At 72.5% G+C, this 17,925-nt stretch carries 12 protein-coding genes and 1 pseudogene; all 13 read right to left on the reverse strand.

From position 1 onward, the window contains the following. Nucleotides 1-47: 47 nt before the first annotated feature. Nucleotides 48-1,274: a TIGR02679 family protein gene (locus ACWGKU_RS25280; protein WP_452177778.1), complete on the reverse strand. Its 1,227-nt coding sequence runs from the start codon at nucleotides 1,272-1,274 to the stop codon at nucleotides 48-50. After that, entirely contained in the window at nucleotides 1,271-5,368 is a 4,098-nt protein-coding gene (locus tag ACWGKU_RS25285; protein ID WP_452177779.1) for a TIGR02680 family protein, read from the reverse strand. The genes ACWGKU_RS25280 and ACWGKU_RS25285 overlap by 4 nt, the downstream gene beginning before the upstream one ends. 16 nt (nucleotides 5,369-5,384) lie before the next feature. Beyond that, the gene (locus tag ACWGKU_RS25290) at nucleotides 5,385-6,599 is read right to left on the reverse strand and encodes a TIGR02678 family protein (protein ID WP_401043360.1); all 1,215 of its coding nucleotides are present in this window, start codon (nucleotides 6,597-6,599) and stop codon (nucleotides 5,385-5,387) included. Further along, nucleotides 6,596-8,110, reverse strand: coding sequence for a TIGR02677 family protein (locus tag ACWGKU_RS25295; RefSeq protein ID WP_452177780.1), 1,515 nt, complete (start codon nucleotides 8,108-8,110; stop codon nucleotides 6,596-6,598). The genes ACWGKU_RS25290 and ACWGKU_RS25295 overlap by 4 nt, the downstream gene beginning before the upstream one ends. A gap of 75 nt (nucleotides 8,111-8,185) precedes the next feature. Further along, nucleotides 8,186-9,574 carry an AAA family ATPase gene (locus tag ACWGKU_RS25300; RefSeq protein ID WP_452177781.1) on the reverse strand — a complete coding sequence of 463 codons (1,389 nt, stop codon included), beginning with the start codon at nucleotides 9,572-9,574 and terminating at the stop codon, nucleotides 8,186-8,188. Next, on the reverse strand, nucleotides 9,571-11,070 hold the full coding sequence (locus ACWGKU_RS25305; RefSeq protein ID WP_452177782.1) for a hypothetical protein: 1,500 nt from the start codon (nucleotides 11,068-11,070) through the stop codon (nucleotides 9,571-9,573). The genes ACWGKU_RS25300 and ACWGKU_RS25305 overlap by 4 nt, the downstream gene beginning before the upstream one ends. After that, nucleotides 11,067-12,185 (reverse strand): hypothetical protein, encoded by a 1,119-nt coding sequence (locus tag ACWGKU_RS25310; RefSeq protein WP_452177783.1) that lies wholly within the window; start codon nucleotides 12,183-12,185, stop codon nucleotides 11,067-11,069. Before ACWGKU_RS25310 ends, ACWGKU_RS25305 begins: the two co-directional genes overlap by 4 nt. A gap of 66 nt (nucleotides 12,186-12,251) precedes the next feature. Beyond that, nucleotides 12,252-13,100 (reverse strand): hypothetical protein, encoded by an 849-nt coding sequence (locus ACWGKU_RS25315; protein ID WP_452177784.1) that lies wholly within the window; start codon nucleotides 13,098-13,100, stop codon nucleotides 12,252-12,254. 667 nt (nucleotides 13,101-13,767) lie between these two features. Further along, a pseudogene (locus ACWGKU_RS25320) lies at nucleotides 13,768-13,845 on the reverse strand (family 1 glycosylhydrolase); the annotation flags it as partial. 64 nt (nucleotides 13,846-13,909) lie between these two features. Next, on the reverse strand, nucleotides 13,910-14,884 hold the full coding sequence (locus ACWGKU_RS25325; RefSeq protein WP_401046742.1) for a GlxA family transcriptional regulator: 975 nt from the start codon (nucleotides 14,882-14,884) through the stop codon (nucleotides 13,910-13,912). Further along, nucleotides 14,881-15,465 carry a cysteine hydrolase family protein gene (locus tag ACWGKU_RS25330; RefSeq protein WP_401046739.1) on the reverse strand — a complete coding sequence of 195 codons (585 nt, stop codon included), beginning with the start codon at nucleotides 15,463-15,465 and terminating at the stop codon, nucleotides 14,881-14,883. The genes ACWGKU_RS25325 and ACWGKU_RS25330 overlap by 4 nt, the downstream gene beginning before the upstream one ends. Nucleotides 15,466-15,679: 214 nt before the next feature. After that, on the reverse strand, nucleotides 15,680-16,651 hold the full coding sequence (locus ACWGKU_RS25335; RefSeq protein ID WP_400297529.1) for a TolB family protein: 972 nt from the start codon (nucleotides 16,649-16,651) through the stop codon (nucleotides 15,680-15,682). Further along, a partial coding sequence (locus ACWGKU_RS25340) for an MFS transporter (RefSeq protein WP_452191572.1) occupies nucleotides 16,648-17,925 on the reverse strand: 1,278 nt, incomplete at its 5' end. The genes ACWGKU_RS25340 and ACWGKU_RS25335, both read right to left, overlap by 4 nt.

Genomic DNA, 17,925 nt, shown 5'->3' on the forward strand with positions numbered 1-17,925 from the left:
GCCGAACCGCCGGTGGTAGCCCTCGGCCCGTCGAACAGGGTGTCATTCTATCCGTGTCGGTGACCTGTCAAGTCGTCAAGGAGGAGGTCGGCGACCACCTCCTCGACCACCGCGGTGCGCAGGTCGGCCATGGAATCGACGAGCGCCCGGTCCCACGGGGCGGGCGTGAGGCGCCCCGGATCGGGGCCCGAGGGAACCCGGGGCACGGCGGCCCGGTAGTCCTCGGCTGTCATCCGCCAGGGAACGGCTCCGGCCTTGGCCATGACGTGAGCCGCGATGCGGATGCCCTCGCCGTCGAAGTCGCCGTGGTAGCGCAGGGAGGCGCCGTCGTCGACGAGTCGGCGCAGCAGGCGGATCACGGCGGTGTTGGGCCAGCCGGAGGTGCAGACGAGCGGCGGGCACCGCCGGCCGAAACGCCGTAGGGCGAGGGCGAGCACACTGGGGTTCTCGGTGACGTGCACCGGTCCTGCGGGACCGGCGAATTCGCCGGCTGAGCGCAGTTGGGCCAGGGTGAAGCCGGCCGGTTGACCGGCTTCGGCGCAGATGCGGGAGATCCTGGCGACCGGGCCTTCCCCCGCGGGCCGCAGTCCGACGGCGAGCACGGTGGCGGACAGTTCGTCGTCGGCCACGCCGGCTCGGCTCCAGAGTGCGCGTCGCCCCTCTGCGGCGTCGGGCATGTCGGTGCCGTACAGCACCGCCAGTGCACGCAGGACGATCGAGGACAGCCGTGTCCCGTCGTCGAGGGCGTGGGAGTCGCCGTCGAGGAGGCGGGCGGCGAGGACCGGTAGTGGCTCGCCGTCGGCCGGGAGTGCGTGAAGGACGGTCAGCGCGGCGGTCAGCAGGCCTCGGGTCCGGTCGGGTGAGCCGTCTACGAGGCCGTTGGTCCGCAGGTGGCCGACCCACTCCAGCAGAACGGGCTGGGCGGTGACCACGTCGTGGCCGGCCAGCCACCCCCACAAGGCTTCGCGTTGGCCCGTCTTGCGTTCGCGCTCGGCAGCCCGGTCGTGGACCGGGCCGAGGATCGCGGCCACCACGTCCCGGACGGTCCGGCCGCAGACCTCCAGCACGGCGTGGTCGAGTCCGGCAAGCGGGATCGTCGGTTCGACGCCAGGGAGCCGGTCCAGTCCGAGGAGGTCGGCCAACGCCTCCCGACCGGCGTCGTCGAGCGGTCCCGACCGCACCCGGCTTACGGGGCGGCCGGTCGACAGGCGATCGTGGACGGCCGACCAGAGGGGCCTGAGTTCGGGGAGATCGAGGGGATGGCGGCCCGTCATGCCGATCCGTCCACGGCGGCTTCGTCGGGCAGCAGGTCGGCACCCGTCCAGGTGAAGCGGGCGCTGGTGACGGCATCGTCGCCGTCGCCTCCGGTGATCAGCTGGTGAACGGCGATCCCGGAGAGCTCCCGGTAGGTGCACCACTCGTGGTCGGAGGTGAGCACCAGGTCGAGGTCGAGCGCCGCGAGGAGGGCGAAGACCTGCCCCCGGTTGACGGTGTCGACGCCGACGAAGACCTCGTCGAGCAGGATCAGCCGCGGGGACTCCGGCACCGCCTCGTAGTGAGCGGCCACGGCGGCGAAGAGCGGCAGGTGGAGTGCGATGGCCTTCTCCCCGCCCGACAGTGCGCCGTGGAGCTTCTTGGTGAGCAGTTGCCACCCGGCGCCGTTGGCGCGGTCCAGTTTGACGACGAACTGGTGCCAGGCCGTGTAGTCGAGGACCTCTGCGAGCTGCTCCTCCCAAGTGGCCGCCGTGTTACGGGTCTTGGCCTCCTCGATACGGCCCCGGAAGAAGGCGTGCAGGGCCTCGCGGTCGGCTTCGGTGATCCGGGCCGGGTCCTTGAGCAGCAGTTCACGGACCGTCCGGGTGCCGGCGGGCAGGTCGGGGTGGATCTGCCACACCAGACGGACCGCCACCCGTGAGGCGGTGCGGACCCGTTCGAGGTGGCCGTTCATCCGCTCGACGAGTTCACCGGCCTGGCGGATCCGGGAAGCGAGGTGGCGGCGGGTGTCGCCGGTGAGGGTTCGGTCGAAGAGGCTCCGTTCGGCGGCGGTGATGTCGTCCTGGCTGCGGTCACGGTCGCCGGTGAGGATGGCGAGGAGGCTGGTCGCGCCGACGCGGATGCCGTCGATGGTGGCGGTGAGGACGTGGATGTCCTCCTCGGCTTCGAGTTCGAGGTCGGCACGGCTGCTGAGGCTCTGGCGGGCTCGGTGGACGGCCTCGGAGAGGCGGTTCAGGGAGTCGCCGAGGTTCCTGGTGCCGTGCGGCAGGTTGGGCCATGCCGCAGCGGTCTCGCGTGCGGCTTCGAGAGTCGCGCGAGTGCCGTCCACGGAGGTGAGGACGAGGCCGAGGCCCGCGTCCTCGGGGAATCCGAGGACGCACAGGTGCCGGAAGCTGCGGGCTGCCTCGTTCCGGGCCACCACGGCCCTCTCGTGCAGGGCCTCGTCCTGGGTCGTGGTGGCACCCAGTGCACCGATGCGGCCTTCGAGCGTGAGAAGTGCCTGGGTTCCGGATTCGATGTCGCGGCGGATCCGGTCGAGGGACGTCCGGAAGTCACTGATGCGGGCGGCCACTTGGCGGTAGTCCTCGCCGACGGTGCTCTCGACCGCCCGGAGCGTGGATCGGAGCCCGCGGGCGGCGGCCTCGACGGTCTCGGCCTCCTCCAGGCTCTCGGCTGCCGCGCCCCTGGACGCCTCGGCGCGGCTGCGCGCGGAGTTCCAGGCGTGCTGGGCGGCCGTCCAGGCCAGGTGGGAGTCGAGCCAGACGTCGGCCTGTTCACGCAGCGCGTCGACGGCCGTGGCGGTCGTGTCCAGGGCGGCGCGTTCGGTCGGCAGGGCGTGCTCGGCCGAGGCGACGGCGAGCGCGCGTAGCGCGTCCGCGACCGCCTCCTCCTGTCGCGCGAGCCGTTCGACGGCCTCGCGTACGGCGTCCTCGCGCGCGCCCACCTCGGACTCGGACCGTTCCCAGACGCGCTTGGCCTGCTCCACTTCCCGGTGGTGCGGCCGGGAGCGGAGGTCGGCTCCGAGGCGCGTCCGGCGGTCGGCGAGGGAACGCAGTCGCGTCTCGTACCCGGTGACGGTGGTGTCGGCCTCGGCCAGTTCGGCGGTGAGGTCCGCGATCCGCCGCTGCCTGGCGCGTTCCCGGGCCGCGGCGCCGATGTGGCTGGACTCCTCCTTGGTCCAGGAACCGACCGCCGTCGCCAGCCGCCAGCTTCCGTCGGCCGCCACGGCGGCCGGGTGGCCCGTCGGGAGCGTGGGACCGTAGGCGATGCCTGCGAGCAGCCGCTGCACCCGGCTCGGCGGCACCGGGCCGTCGGGTTCGGGAGAGAGGACGTCGAGCAGCGAGGGACCCGGTGCGGGCACGGCCGCTGCCGGGTCGGCCAGGGTGTCGTGTCCGGTGACGACGAGGCCGCCGTCGGGAGCCATCCAGGCGTCGATCAGGCCGGCCGCTTCCAGGGCCGCTTCGATGCCTGCCTGATCGGCGGGCGGCACGTCCGGCCGGAACGCCAGCAGTCGCCACAGTGGTGCCCCCGGCAGGACCGACCGGTCGGCCGTGCGGGTCCGCGGTGGAACCGGCGGGAGATCGACCGCTGCCGCGGTGCGTTCCAGTTCCCCGACGACCCGGTCACGCCGGGCACGGGCGTCGTCCCGGCCGGCGCGGGCGGTCGTCTCGTCGGCGGTGATGGAACTCTCCGCCGCCCGGGCGGCGGCTTCGACCAGCACGAGGACGTCGGTCTCGACGGCGGCACGGGACGCGAGCTCCTGGGCGTCGTCGATCGACAGCTCCGCGCAGTCGTCCGTCGCCCAACGGCGCAACAGGGCGGCATGGGCGTCGACGGCGACCTCGTAGGCGTGGGCGTTCCCCTCGCGCTTCGCGGTCGCCCCGGCCAGCCGTTCGCGCGCCGAGTCGAGGTGCTGCTCCGCCGTCGTCCGGTCCGCGAGGGAACGCTCATGGCGCTCCACGGCGGCGCGGACCTCGCCGATCTGGCGGTGCCGCGAGACGACCGCACCGCGCAGCAGGCGGCGCGCCGTACGCCCCTGCTCCTCTGTTTCCCCGGACGGACCAGGTGCGGCACCGAGCACCGTCTGCACCTCGGCGCAGACGGACTCCATGGCTGCTCGCCGCGCCGCGCCCCGCGCCTCCTCCCGGGCGGCCCGGGTGTGTTCGGCCCGCTGCTCGGAACGCAGCCGCGCATCGTCGGCACGCCCCGCGTCCTCGTCGGCCGCCCGAACCCTCCGGTCGGCGGCGGTGCGGGCCCGGGCCGCGGCCCGGGCGGCCTGGTCGCTCCTGCGACGGAGCTGGTCGAGCTCCTGCCCCTGCCGGTAGGCCTCGGAGTCGAGCAGCCCCTCGATGGCGCCCTCGGTCTCCTGCCGTCCGTGTTCGAGCTCCTGCTGCGCCCGCTTGTTCCCGTCGCGCTCACGCACGGCCTCCGCGTGCGCCTCCCCGCTCTCCCTGGCGATGCGAGCGAGGTTGTCCATCTCGGTCGTCGCGGAGATGAGCGCCGCCGCCCCGGCGCGCAGGACGCGTTGGGCGTAGCCGCGTTGCTGGTTCGCGACGGCGGTGGCCGCGGCCACCTCGTCGTCCAGGGCCTTCAGGTGTTCGCGCTGGCGGTCGAGACGTTCGAAGCCCTCGGCCAGTTCGGTGATCTCGCCCTGGCCGAGCGGGGGCAGGGCCCGCGAGAGCAGGGAGGACAGCAGCGACGGATCCAGGCGCTCCGAGAGCTTGGGGGTGCGGAGCTGGAGCAGCGCGGTGATCAGGGCGTCGTAGCGCTGCTCGCTCAGCCCGGAGAAGAGCGTGCTCCGGACCGTGTTGCGGTAGTCGGTCGGTGATCCGTGCAGCTCGCCCCGGCCTTGCAGGGCTTCGGCCAGCGCGGCGCGGGTGAGCGGCTGGCCCGCGTCGTTGACCAGGGAGAGACCGCCGGGGCGGTCGATCCGCGCGCCGGTGGTGAAGTAGTCGACGGTGACACCGGTGGTGTGCACGCTGGCCTGGAGTCTGGCGCCGCAGGTGAACCAGCCGGGACCGCCGTCGTCTTCTCCGTCGTCGCGGACGAACTCCAGCCACACGTACCCGACGCGGGTCTTGCCCGAGGCGCCCTCGCCCATCAGATTCCAGTGCATGGTGCGCTCGGATCCACCGAAGGTGGACAGCCGGTTGGGTCGCAGGCTGGCGTCGAGCAGGAAGGGCAGGAGCACCTCCAGCGCCTTCGACTTACCGGTTCCGTTCTGCCCCCGCAGGAGCAGTCGGCCCTCGTGGAAGGTGAAGACCTCGTCGTAGTAGCGCCAGACATTGAGGATGCCGGCCCTGGAAGGCTGCCACCGCATGGCTGCGGCCGCCGTCGGGAACGCGGAGCGCTGCGGGAACTGTGTCACGGTCATCGGAAGTCTTCCCTGGTCAGGTTGCGGGACCGTCGGGCACGGTGGTCCGGTACCGGAACGCCGCGGGCCGGGGAACGGTGCGGTCACCGACCCGGCGGGCCAGGCCGAAGTCGCCGAGGATGCGCACGGCGTCGGCCGTGAGGCGCTGGGCGCCGTCCTCCGACTGGTAGGTCTTCGCCCACTGCGGGAAGCGCCGCAGGAGTTCGTTCGCCTCGACCGCGAGCTGTTCCGGTGTCAGCCCGTCCGGAGCGGCTGTCAACGGTTCGAGCAGGAGCAGGGCGGCCACACGGGCCGTCGCGGAGTCGTCCGGGAAGCGGCTGTCGGTGGCGATCCCGTCCGGGTCCACGAGCAGCAGGCCGTCGGCCCGTTCCTCCAGCACGAAACCGCCCTGCTCGGCGGCGCGCCGGACGATCTGCCGCCCGGTCGGCGAGGTGAGGTAGGCCAGTTCGTCGGCGCCGAGCTCGTCGTGGTGGAGGACGGGATCGTCGAAGAGCCGACGCAGCACCGCGTGCCGCAGCCGGAGGTTGCGCTGCGCATCGGAGGCGTCGGCGCCACCGTACCGGCTCTCGCGTACCGTGCCCCGCAGGAGTTCCTCGAAGCGCAGCGGTACGTCCTCCGCCGACACGGCCAGCCGGGACGGCCCGACGGGTGCGGCGAGGAGACGCATCAGTACGGTGGCATCCACCCGGTAGAGGACCTTGGCCTTCGCCGAGTCGACGAAGCTCTCCGTGAGGCCGTCCACGGTGAGGAGTGCGCCGTACGCCTCCAGCAGCTTGAGGACGTCCACGAAGGCCATGCGCTCGGGCTTGCTCGCCGTGTCGAAGGGCGGCAGCGCCTCGTCGGTGGCACAGGCCTGGACGACCCGGTCGGCGAGCAGGCCGACCGTCGTCACCGGGACCGGGAGCAGCTCGGCCGCGACGACGCACAGCAGGGTGTAGCGGCGGCGGTCGAACGGGGCCTTGCCGGACCGCAGTCGACGGGCGGGGCGCGAGGCGTCGGGGACGGTCCGGATCTTGAGCAGGCGCGCGTACCCCAGACGCGGCTCCACCACCAGCTGCCAACCGCAGTGGTAGTCGAACCACTTCGTCAACGGGTCCTGCCGACGGCGGATCACCTCGAAGGCGGACGGGTCTCCGCGTTCGGTGATCAGCGGCCGGCCGAGGAGCAGCCTGATGCCTCGGGCGACGTCCTGCCGCTCGGCCAGGACCAGTTGGTTCGCAAGGGTGCTCATCCTGCCTCCCGCCCGGCGGGCTCCCGTGTGCTGCCGGCGCTGTGGATCTCCACCAGGTGGTCAGGTCCCTCCAGCTTCCCCCGAGGTGTCCGCAGGACGGCCCGCCCACCGTCGGGCAGCGGCCGGAGGAGAATCTCGACCCGGCCGTCGGAGGTGACCGCCCGGCGCGTACCGCTGCCGTCCGGTCGTGCGGCAAGCGCCCGGCCAAGGAGGTCGAGAAGCCGCTCGAAGACGGCGTGGTCCAGCGTGCCGAAGCCGGAGAGCCGCACCGGACCGTCAGTGGCCAGGACGTCCCAGGCGGCTTCGAGCTCGGCCCGCTCCTTCCGGGCCCGCTCGGCCCGGGCCGTCTTGATCCCGCCGATGTCGCGCACCTTCCCGGTCCGGGTGAACCGCTCGGTGCGGCCGCTGGTGCGCAGCAGGGCCGACACCTCCACCGGCGGAGCCTCGGCCCAGCTGCCCGATGAGGGGACCAACTCCGGGTCCGGGTGGGCGAGATGGGCGTGACGGGCCGGACCGAGGCCGAAGGCGGCCGACCACAGGCGGTGCAGGTCGTCCTCGCCGGGCGCCGCGGCGAACCAGCGGGCCAGCTCCCGGAAGTCCTGGACGGCACTGGAGGAGCGGCGCCGTGACTCGGTGATCCGGTCAAGGACCTGCAGGAGCGTCACGATCGCCCGCCGCGCCACGTCGTGCAGCTGCTCCACGCGGGGCCGCGCCCCGTCGGCCGGCCGGAACCAGGCCTGCAGCCCCTCCCAGCGCGCCCGGCGCCGCTCCAGCCAGGCCGGCGCGGGATCGCCGTCGGCGACCGGCGGCAGCTCGGCGCCCCGTAGCGCCCGCGCGTGCAGCAGGCTCACTCCGCACTGCTCGACGCGCTCAACGGCGGAGGCCACCGCCTGACCCCGCTGGTCGAGGTTGACGAGGAACTCCTGGAGATAGGCCACCGTCGCGGCCTTCACCTCCCGGAAGGTCGCCAGGTCCACGCCCTCGGCGCGCAGCAGGCGCTGCAACTCGCCGTTGAACGCCTTGGTGTTGGCCAGCAGCGCCTCCAGGTGGCCCTCCAGCTCCTGCAGCGTGGTGAAGACCCGACGGTCCGAGGACGTGGAGTCGCCCAGCAGCCCGTACAGCTCGTCGAGCCGGTCCGTGATCGCCTCCAGCACCGCCGTCTGGAGCGCCCCCGTCGAGGCGAGCACGGACAGGGCGTGCTCGACCCCGGCGAACGCGGCCTCACCGCGCCGGGTCAGCGAGTACTGGAGGTTGCGGCGCTCGTATTCCTCGGCGGTGCGGTAGTTCTCCGCGTGGTTCTGGACGACATCCAGCAGCTGCCACTCCCTGAGCTTGCGCAGCGCCTCCTGGAGGTCGTCGTCATGGACCGCGTTGAGCCAGCCGACGGTCCGCAGCCGGGTGCGGACCTCCTCCAGCCCGAGAGCGGTCTCCAACCGCTCGTTGGCCGCTCCGAAGGCCTGGAGGATCGCACCGTAGAGTTCGGCCTTGTCCCCCGTCGTGAACCGGAACATCTCCGGCGGCACCCTGCGCAACGGCTCCCCTTCCCTGACCCTGGTGACACACCGACGCTCGACCTCGACCGGCTCCTAATGCAGCCTGGTCCGATGCTCGGGGCGCTCCAGGTGCGTCATGACCACCTGGTGGGCACGCCAGCCATCCGGGAACTTGGGCGGGACGTCCAGGTGGATCGGGCTGCTTCGGGGGTGCCGGTCGAGGAGGTCGGTGATCCCGGCGCGGGCCACCACGATGCAGGCGAACCGGTGCCGGGAGAGCAGGACGCACAGCCGGCCGGTCTCCATGTGGAAGGCGGAGGCGTCCGGGCGGCCGGAGAGCGGGTGCCAGACCAGGGTCACGTCGAACTCCCGGCCCTGGAGCCGGTTGGCGGTGTCCACGGTGATCTCGGTGAGGCCTCGTTCCGTCAGCCTGGCCCGCACCGCGTCCACCTGGATGGTCCGCGCCGCGCCGATGGCGATCCGGGCCTGCACCAACGGTTCACCGTTGACCAGCGCGCCTCGTTCGAGCAGGCGGGATGCCGTCGCGGCGAGCGCCTCGGCCATCTGGGGATCGTGGTCGAGGGTGTGACGCCCCGGGAGTTCGAGGTAGCCCCAGCCGGAGTCGGCGGCCCGGGCGAGCACCGGATCCTGCGACGTCGCCCGATGGGGCACGCTCCCGTAGGTCAGCACGCGGTCGCTCGCCGTGGTGCCCGACTCGAAGGGGTAGTAGGGGTAGAAGGCCTCCGCCACCAGGGGCGCGGCCATCTCGGGAAGCCGCCAGGAGATCGGCAGTTGGTGCCGCGGCAGGTCGGGCTCGTGGGCGAGCGTGACATCGACGGCGTTGCGCAGCGGATCCCAGCTGAGGCCCTGCCACCGGTCGGTGTCCACGGTCGCGAACGGGTCGAGCTGACCGGGGTCCCCCACGAACAGCACCTGGGAGTCAGGCGCGTCGAACAGCGGCGCCGCCGCGAGCAGGGCGTCCGAACGCATCTGGTAGGCCTCGTCGATGATCGCCCACCGCCAGGTCCCGGACTTCTCCGCGTCCACGTGCCGCCACTTGGCGGCAGTCGAGACCACGACCGGCAGTTGACGCAAGGTGTCGATCCCGGTGTCGCCGGAGACGTTGGGATGCCGGCTCACGCGCTCCGGCAGGGCGAAGTCCTTCGCGTACAGGCGGCCCACCGGCAGTTCCGGGTACTCCCGCGCGATGTTGTCCACCAGGTCGTCGACCTGCTCGTTGGTCTGCGCGACGATCATCACCTGGTGGCCGGCGCCGGTGAGGTGCCCGGCGGCGCGCTTCACCAGGGTGGACTTGCCGGCGCCGGGAGGGGAGTCCACCACCACGCCCCGCCCGGTGGGTCGGTCGAGGTCTGCCAGGATCCCGGCCACCGCACGGTCGGCCCGGACCCCCGGGCCCCTCGCCTCGTCGGCGGGGGTACGCGCGGCCGGGATCGCAGCCGCCACCGTCGTGGTGTCGTTCACGCCCACTCCTCCTCGGCGTCCTGGTCGGTCGGTTCGTAGGGCACCGGCGGGCCTCCGTGGGTCCACGGGGTGTTCTCCTCGGCGGGCAGTTTCGCCGGCCTGGAGTCGACGCCGAGTGTCGTGTAGGTCACCGTCTCGCCGATCTCGGCGAGGGTGGCCTCCGGGGCGGGCGGCTTGCGCTGGTTCGCGAAGCCGCCGGAGAGCTCGACGGTCACCAGATGGACCCCCTCGTGCGGGGTGAGGTCGATGATCGCGGCCGGTTGCCGCAGACGGCCGGGCGACGTCACCTTGGTCCCGACAGTGAGCCGCACCAGACGCTCGCTGCGCACGGTGATCGTCGGACGCCAGCGCGGGGACTTCGCACCGGGCACGAACCGACTCTCGTCCCGGGCGACGACCGTGCCACTGAACGCTTCTCCGCTCAGCTCGTACTCCGCCATCACCAGGGGGTCGTCGTAGGCCCGCTGGGTCTGGTAGCGGGACGTGTCGTCCTCCAGCATGCCCAGCCGCCGGGCCGCGCCCACCGCGCGGTCGCGCTTGCCCTGCGGGTGGCCGTGCTCCTCCAGATAGGCCGCGTAGTCGGAGAACCGCCGACGGTCGCTGGTCCACCGTTCCTCGACGTGCCCTCCTTCGGGCAGGGCGCGCGCCAGGCCGACGCCCCGCCAGACCAGGTCCCACGTCGGCCGCAACTGATCGCACAGGGCACGGTCGATGCGCTCGCCCAACCGCTCCCGCACCCGCCCTTCGGCCTCCGCGAAGCGGGTGAGGAGGTCGTCGAGGACCGCGTCGAACCCGGTATCCGTGGCAGGTCCGGCAGGCGGCCAGACCAGCGGGTTCTCGGCCTCCCGGGCGGTCTCCGCCCCCGTACGGCCTTCAGGCGGATCGATCCAGGCGACCAGCGCCGCCAGGTGGGAGTCCTCCGCGGAACTCTGGCCGGTCGCCCAGTGCGCGGTGAGCACCCGGCTGACGGCGAGCATGGCACTCGACCCGGGGAACTCCGCCCGGCCCTCGAACCACGTCAGCCACTTGCCGAGCGTCGGTACGTCCGGGTGAACGGCATGCGGCCCGTCCGCGCTGCGCAGCCGGGTGAGCCGACCGAGCCGCCGGACGTAGGCGATGCCTTCGCCGTTGGGGACCAGCAGTTGTGGTGCGCGACAGAACCGCTCATGCTCCTCCGCCTTCTCACCCCTGCCGACGGTGTAGGTCTCGGCCTCCGTCTGACACCCCTCCACGTAGGGCAGCATCAGGGCGGCCAGCTCCTCGACGAACCGGAACCGCTGGACCCGGTCCCTGGGCCGGCGGACGGTCAGCAGGGTCGGATGGTCCGGGTCGGTGCCTGCCAGTGCGGCCAGCGGCGCACAGGCCTCCCCGGCGAGGGTCAGCGGCACCAGGACGAACGGGCGGTCGTCCAGGTGGTGGTGCCGGACTGTGGCCAGGGGCTGGGCCCTGCCGGTCTGGGTCGCGCGGAGCGTCGCGACCGTGGCAAGCATGCTCATGCGGTCTCCTCGGTGCGCAGCCGGAACAGCCGGTCAGCGGCGATGAGCAGTTCGACGGTCTCGGCGTTCTCCTCGCCGGGCGGCAGAACGCCGTCGAGATGGGCAAGGGCAGTGCTGGTGGAGTCGATGCCCGCCAGGGCGTTCCGCACGGTGCCGCCCAGCCGGGCGGGGTATCCGTGGGTGTCGGCCTCGTCGCGGCAGTGGTGGGCCATCTCGCAGAAGGAGAGGCAGTCGGGGACGTAGGAGGCGGGCAGCTGCTCCACCGACTCGCGGAGCACAGCCGGGTCCCGGTCGATGTCGAGGGTCGCCGTCGCCGGAAGGCCGCGCGCCAGGTCCTCGGCGCGCCGCAGCCGGTTCAGCTGGAAGTCGAGGGCGGCGAGTTCCTGGCGCAGGTCGATCTGGCTGAGGCACGGCCGGTTGGAGAAGTCCTTGGGGCAGACCAGGAGGAAGGTGCCGGCGATCTGCTCCGGATCCAGCCCTGCGGCCGCGAACGCGCGCCGCAGGGCCAGCACGTACACGGAGGCCTGCTTCGCGGTCTGGGCGACGGCGGTCGGATCGGCCTGGCCGTCGATCACGGGGAACGACCTGATAGCCACGACATGGAACCTGCCGTTGATCCGGTGGGTCAGGGCATCGGGTTCCAGGTAGGCCAGTCGGCCGGCCACCTCCACGGTGAGCACCGGGCTCTGCAGGATCAACCGCTCCTCGTCACCGGCGGCGATCCGCTCGATGACACGACGTGTCTCCCGCTCCCGAGGTTCGAGCGAGGTGATCCCACCGACCTCGCCGAGGTCCTGGAGCTTGGCCTCGTCGACCGGTACGCCGAGATCCTCCCGCAGCAGCCGGATCAGTTCGGCGTACGAGCCCCAGCGCACGGTGGCCTTGAAGGCCTCCTCCCGCGCTATGGCGAACGGCGACTGGCCGAAGCGCGGCTCATGGCCCAACCGCCGGGCCAGAGCGGTCTTGTCGACCCCCGAGGCGTCCAGGACGGACCGCCGGGCACAGGCCGGATTCGCCGTCAGCGCGGTGATCTTACGGGCGGTGTACGCCAACGGCGGCCGCGCGCCGGGAAGTTGAGCCAACCGGTCGGACGGCTCGGGTGAATGGGAAGGCATGGCCTCTCTTCGTTCCGGGGTGGCGCCGATCTCCTGAGGTTCCGATGCGAATACAGGACCCCGCGACTACAGGACCCCTCCCCCGCCGCGGAGGGCGTTGTGGAGTTCCCTCGCACCGAAAAGCTGCTGCACGTCGCTGAGTTGTTCGCGTGCACGGCGAGCGGCATCGATCCGCTCCCGGCTTCCCTCGCCTCGGTGGACCTCCGCCTCGGCTCGCGCGGCGGAGAGCACCCGCTCCGGGTCGGGCCGCGAGGACTCGCTGTAGGCGCCCGGAATCGTGAGCGCGAAGCGGCGCAGCAGCCGCCATGCCGCCTCGGACGGCGGGTTGCCCGCGTTGCCGAGGCGCTGGATCTGCTCGGCCGTCCCGATCGCGTGCCGAAGGAAGTCGGCACGCGGGCTGAGCGGAGTGATCAGGCGCTGCTCCAACGACCAGACCGAGACCGCGAGCAGGCCACGGGCCGCGGTGAGGCGGTCGTGGTTGATCGCGGCGCAGATGTAGTAGGGGCGGGAGTAGCCCTGCACAGCGAAGGAACGCTCCTCATCGCGACGTAGCGAGGCGAGTTTGGTGGCTACCAGCGACTCGGAGAAGAAGGCCTCGTACACCGAGGAGATGAGCTTCGGCGAGGCGGGCGCACCGAGGATCGTCAGTGATTGGTAGACCTGCTCGCGCACCGGGACAGCCCCACGGCCGGGCAGACTGGGCGACCATTGCTCGACCTGCACCGGTGGCGTCACGGCAGGCGACCCCTGGAGGGACTCCTCCGCGTCCAGCGCGGCTTCCCACTCCGCCTCAACCTCACGTAGTTCTTTGCGGATCCGCGCGCCGGCGGTCGAATCGCCGGCACGTCGCGACTCCCTCAGTCGGGCGCGCAGAACCGTGAGGCGCTGTTCGAGTTCCTCCACTGATGCGGCCATGGCCCCAGGCTAGTGCATGGTCCATCATTTTCCAAGAACAACCAAGATCACCCAAGAAAAGCGTCCAAACTTTTCCAAAGCCATGCGCTATCGTCTTCGCCAGGCACCGGTCGCTCCATGGCGGCAAGGCGTGGTGCCACCGCCGCCAGAAGGAGAAGCATGGTCGAAGGCACGCATGCACGGGGTGCGGGTGGTCCCGTGTCCACTGAATCGGCAAACCCGCCAGGCGGCAGCGCACCCGGGCGTCCGTCCCGCTGGCTGGCTCCGACGGCCATGACCGCTACAACCGCGGGCCCGATGGTGGCGGGCTTCCAGGGCAACACGACCATCGCCATAATCTCCGCCGCTCCGGGCTTGGCGGTTGGTCTGCTGTTCTTCTTCGGAGTGGTCTGCCCGGCCGTATGGTCGAGGAAGCCCCAGCGCAGGCGAGCAGCCCTCCATGCGATGAACGCACTCATCGGCCGCAGCCCATTGAGCGCACCCGAGCCTCAGTAGGCTGTGGGGTCAGGGCGAATGAGCGCCCTGACCCCACGGACCCACCAGCCCGATCCCAGGGTCGGCGCAGCCTGACCACGGTGTATCAGCCCGGACCGCTCCGTCCCGCCCTGGCGACCAACTACCTTTGACACCGCTCCCGGTGGGTGGCGATCAGGTCGCGGTACCAGGCCTACGAGGCCTTCGGGGTGCGGCGCTGGGCGGTGAAGTCGACGTGGACGAGGCCGAAGCGCTGGTGGTAACCCTCGGCCCGTCGAACGGGCTGTCATTGTGGCAAGACCTTGACCGAAAGGCACTGGCTCTCATCAAGTCAACTATCCGACGGAGGAGTTGACGCACTCCGCCAGCCCGTCCACGCCGCGGACCGCACCGGCGTGGACGACTCCGGCGCGGGCGCGCAGGCGGCGGAGCATCCGGGCGTCCTGGAAGCCGGCCGCGCGGGCGGCGGCCTCCGTGGTGGCGCCGTGCGCGATGAGGTGCTCTGCCCGCTCGACGCGCAGTTCCTGCTGGTAGCGCAGCGGGGTGAGTCCGGTGGCCTCGGTGAAGTGGCGGGTGAGGGTACGCTCGCTGACGCCCGACGCGCCGGCGAGGTCGGCGAGGCTGAGCCGGGCGGTGAAGCGGGCGTCGATCAGGTCCTGCACCCGGTGGACGGCGTCGACCAAGTGGGCGCGGTGCCGAAGCATCACGCTGACCTGCCGCTCGTCGCCGTTGCGGCGCGCGTAGACGACCATCTCCCGGGCGATCCGGGCGGCCGCTGCCGGCCCGTGCCGGACGGCGACCAGATGCAGGGCCAGGTCGATGCCGCTCGCGATGCCGGCCGAGGTCACCACCCGGTCGTCCACCACGTACAGCACGTCGCGCACTACCACCGTCCTCGGGTAGCGGCGAGCCAGTTCGTCCTGGAGGTCGTGGTGCGTGGTGCAGCGGCGCCCGTCCAGCAACCCCGCCCGGCCGAGCGCGTCCGCGCCCGCGCAGACGCTGGCGACCGTACCGCCGGCCGCGTGGTGGGCGGCCAGCCGCTCCAGCGTCGCCGGGGAGAGGTCCCGGTGTGCCCGCAGCGTCGACGCCCGCCAACCGGGGACCACGATCAGGTCGTCCGGCGTGAGCCGGGGCCACTCGACGGAAGCCCGCAGCGTGAGCCCCTGCGCCGTGGGGACGTCCTCCTGCTCGGCCACGTAGCCGACCGCGTAGCCGAGCCCGTGGTCGGCCGCCGTCGAGAACACCTGGGCGGGCCCGGCGAGGTCCAGCAGGTGCAACTGCGGGACCAGCAGGAAGACGACGCGGGTCACGATCCGGTCAACTCCTTCACAGTGGTGACGGTGGCGAAGCGGCCCGCCAGAGCGTACTCGGTACGGGCGATGATCTCCTCCGTGGAGAGCGTGCGCGGATCGGCGAGGATCTCGTCGAGACTACGCCCGGCCGGCGCGTCGCGATGCTCGATCGGATGGGTGGCGGTCGCGTCGACCACGAACGTGACGGCGTAGCCGAGGTCGGCCGCCACCCGGGTGGTGGTCTCACAGCACTGCTCGGTGCGAATGCCGCTGACCACCAGTTCGCGGATCGCTTGCCGGGTGAGCAGCTGCTGCAGGTTGGTGGTGGTGAACGCGTTGTGCGAGGTCTTGGTGACGACCGGCTCACCCTCCATCGGCACCAGCCCCTCCATCAGGCGGACGTGACCGAGGACGGGGTCGAACACCGTCCCGGTACCGGGCTCGGCGTGCAGGACCCAGACGACGAGGTCGCCCTTGGCCCGGGCGTGCTCGACGAGCCGGGCAACCTGCCCGACGATCCCGGGGTTGGAGACGGCCGCCCAGTTCTCGCGGCGGCGGAAGGATTCCTGGACGTCGATGACGAGGAGTGCGTTGGTCATGCCTCGATCCTCACCGCCGCGGGGTGCCCGGATGAAGACCCCATCGGGCCTGGATGCGGAACGATCCGGTCAGGGCGGGCTGAACGAGCGGCCGGAACGGACGCCGTCCAGGCCGGTAGGCCGCGGGCGCCGTCGCGGGGCTCCGCGGTGGGGGTTGGTGATGCCGCCGAGCACCCCACCGAGCGGTAGGGGCTGCGCGGCGCCGGCCGCCGGGTCATTTCGACGCCGCCGGAACGGTCACCGGCGACGAACCGCCGGGCACCAGCAGGTGCGGCGTCCCGCTGCCGTCCGCCGGCACGCTCCAGACGTCGGTGCCCTTCCCGTCCTGGGCCGGCAGCGCGTACCCGAGCGTCTCCCCGTCGAGCCAGGCCGCCTGATCGTCCACGCTGCGCGACTCGGCCAGCGGGTGCTCGCGCAGTCCCGCCAGTTCCAGGACGTGGAGCCGCCAGGGCGCCGCCGGGTCGGCCGAGACCTTCTTCTTGAAGGCGATCCGGGTACCGTCCGGCGAGAGCGAGGGGCACTCGACGTTCTCCCGCAGTGTGCGGGCCGACCACGCCCGGAGGTCGCCCTCGACCAGGTGGGTCCGGCCGCCGGTCGAGACGGTGGCGTAGAAACGGTTGTCGTCCGAGGCGAAGTTGACGCCCCAGTAGTTGACGTCGGCGGCGTGGTAGCGGGCACCGTCGACGGTCAGCGGGATGGACTCGACCGACTTGACCAGGTAGCCGGTGCGCAGGTCCAGGATCGACGTCCGGGTGGAAAAGGTACCCGCCGCGTAGGAGTCCCCCACGGCGAAGGTGGTCCAGGAAAGCAGTTGCCCGGAGGCCGACACCCGGGCCCGGTTCGGGATCCCGGGCACCGTCACCGTCTGGAGCTCGGTGAACCGTCGGTCGTACACCACCGCTTGGGTACGTGCCGGGGTGCCGGGCAGCGCCCGCAGGCACAGGGCCCGGTCTCCCCCGGCGTGGAAGCGGACACAGGACGGCCCGTCCGGCACCCCCGGGCTGCGGGCGACCCGCCCGCTGGCGGTGTCCCGGTAGTAGAGCCCGGGCTCGTCCAGGGTGAACGAGCTCTCCGCGGCGACGAGCCGCTGCCCGCCGTTGCGCTGCCGGGCGTGCAGCACGTACCCCAGCGAACCGCCCAGCAGTACCAGAGCGGCTGCGATCAGCACCACTGGACGCGCCTTCACGAGGCCTCCCTCTCCGGCAGGATCCGCCATGCTGCGACAAGTGCGGCGGCCAGCCCGAGTGCGGCCACCGCCAGGGCCGGGCGCGGCCCCCACCACGTCCAGGCCGCACCGAAGCCGGCCGCACCGACCAGCCGGGCGAGCGCCTGGCCGGTCTGCAGCACCGCGAGGCCGCTCGCGCGGCCGTCGAGCGGCAGCACCGGCCCGGCCAGTGCCATCAGCACGCCGTCCGTGGCGGCGTAGAAGACGGCGAGGAGCACCAGGACGAGTAAGGCCACCGGCCATCCCGGCGGGGCCATCAGGGTGAGGTAGGCGGCGAGCAGCGCGGCGTGCCCGCAGAGGAACGGAATGCGCCTCCCGGTCCGGTCCGCGATCCGGCCCGCCGGTACGGCCAGCAGCAGGTAGCCGGCCGCAGCGCCGAGCGGCAGCAACGGGAAGAGCAGGGGCGGCAGGTCCAGGCCGCGTTGCAGCAGAAGGTAGAGGAAGGAATCGCCGATCGTCGCTGCCCCCAGTAGTGCGGCGGCCGTGACGACCCGCCGGAATACCGGATCGCCGAGTGCCCTGCTCCTCCTCCTTTCGGTGGGCGTCGACTCGGCGGCCGCTACCACCGCCCCGGCCACCCCGGCCCCCGGCGCCGCCCCCGCCCCCGCCCCCGCCGGGACGAACAGGACCAGCACCAGCACGCCGAACAGCCCGATGGCGAAGCTGACCACGAAGACCGCGTCGTACGCGTCCGTAGTCGCCCACAGAACCGCGAACGCCACCAGGGGTCCGAGCAGCGCCCCCGTGGTGTCCATCGCCCGGTGCACGCCGAACGCCCGGCCGAGCGCCTCCGGCGGTGCGCTGAGCGAGATCATCGCGTCCCGCGGCGCGGTCCGCACGCCCTTGCCGAGCCGGTCGGCGGCCAGCGCGGCGGCGATGCCGCCGGCCGCCCCGCCGGCCAGCAGCAGCCCGAGCCGCGAGAGCGCCGAGAGCAGGTAGCCGGCCCCGGCGACGGTCCGGTGCCGGCCGCCGCCGCGGTCGGCGAGCCTGCCTCCGAGCAGCCGGACCACCGCCGTGGCGCCGTTGAACAGCCCGTCGAGGAAGCCGAATTGCAGGGGCGAGAGCCCGAGGCCCAGCACCAGGTAGAGCGGCAGCACGGCGGTGACCATCTCCGAGGAGACGTCGGTGACCAGGCTGACCGCGCCGAGCGCGATGACCGTGCCGGGGACGCGCCGCCCCCGCCCCGCCGGGGGGGGGGGGGGGGGCGCGGGGGGGGCCGGGGGGGGGGCGGGGTA

The organism is Kitasatospora sp. NPDC054768 (assembly GCF_053612025.1).